Consider the following 655-nt stretch of genomic DNA (forward strand, 5'->3'; position numbering starts at 1 on the left):
CCTATGACCGACAGCACTGACCCAACGGCCTGCGACGGGGAGCGGGAGCCGGACCTCTCCGACAGCCTGCGGACCTTCGGGGCCTTCGTCCAGGCGTTACGCGAGCACGCCGGCCTCAGTCGGGCCGACTTCGGGGAGCGGGTGCGGTTCTCCAAGCACACGGTGGAGTTGGGGCGCCGGATGCCCGACGAGACCTTTGTCGAGCGGGCGGAGGCTGCCTTGGGCAACACGGGTGCCCTGCGGAGAGCGGCGAAACGACCTGACGCGCGGCGAGCCGGCGCCGGCGGCGTGGTCCCGGCGGTGGGCTCGGCTGGAGCGGGTGGCCGTGAGCCTGTGTACGTATGAGTGCAGGCTGGTGCCGGGGTTGTTGCATTCGGAGGGCTACGTGCGGGCCGTCTTCGAGGGGACGATTCCCTTGCTGACCGACGAGCAACCGGAGGCTCAGGTAACTGCCCGCATGGAGCACCAACTCATGCTCCGCGAACGTCCGCACGTTGCGTTCAGCTTCATCGTGGAGGAGTCCGTGTTCCGGCGCAGGTTCGGTGACACGGAGCAGATGCGGGAGCTCATCGACCACGTGTTGGAGCTCAGCGCACTACGTAACGTGACGCTTCAAGTCGTGCCGCTTGAGGCCAGGTTGCCTGCATGCCTGGAC

At 67.6% G+C, this 655-nt stretch carries 1 pseudogene; it reads left to right on the plus strand.

Features of this window, described 5'->3' with window-relative positions:
* Positions 1-3: 3 nt before the first annotated feature.
* Positions 4-655, plus strand: a pseudogene (locus BFF77_RS32660) (helix-turn-helix domain-containing protein); the annotation flags it as partial.

This window comes from Streptomyces lushanensis, from assembly GCF_001700515.1.
GTDB classification, from domain to species: Bacteria; Actinomycetota; Actinomycetes; order Streptomycetales; family Streptomycetaceae; genus Streptomyces; species Streptomyces lushanensis.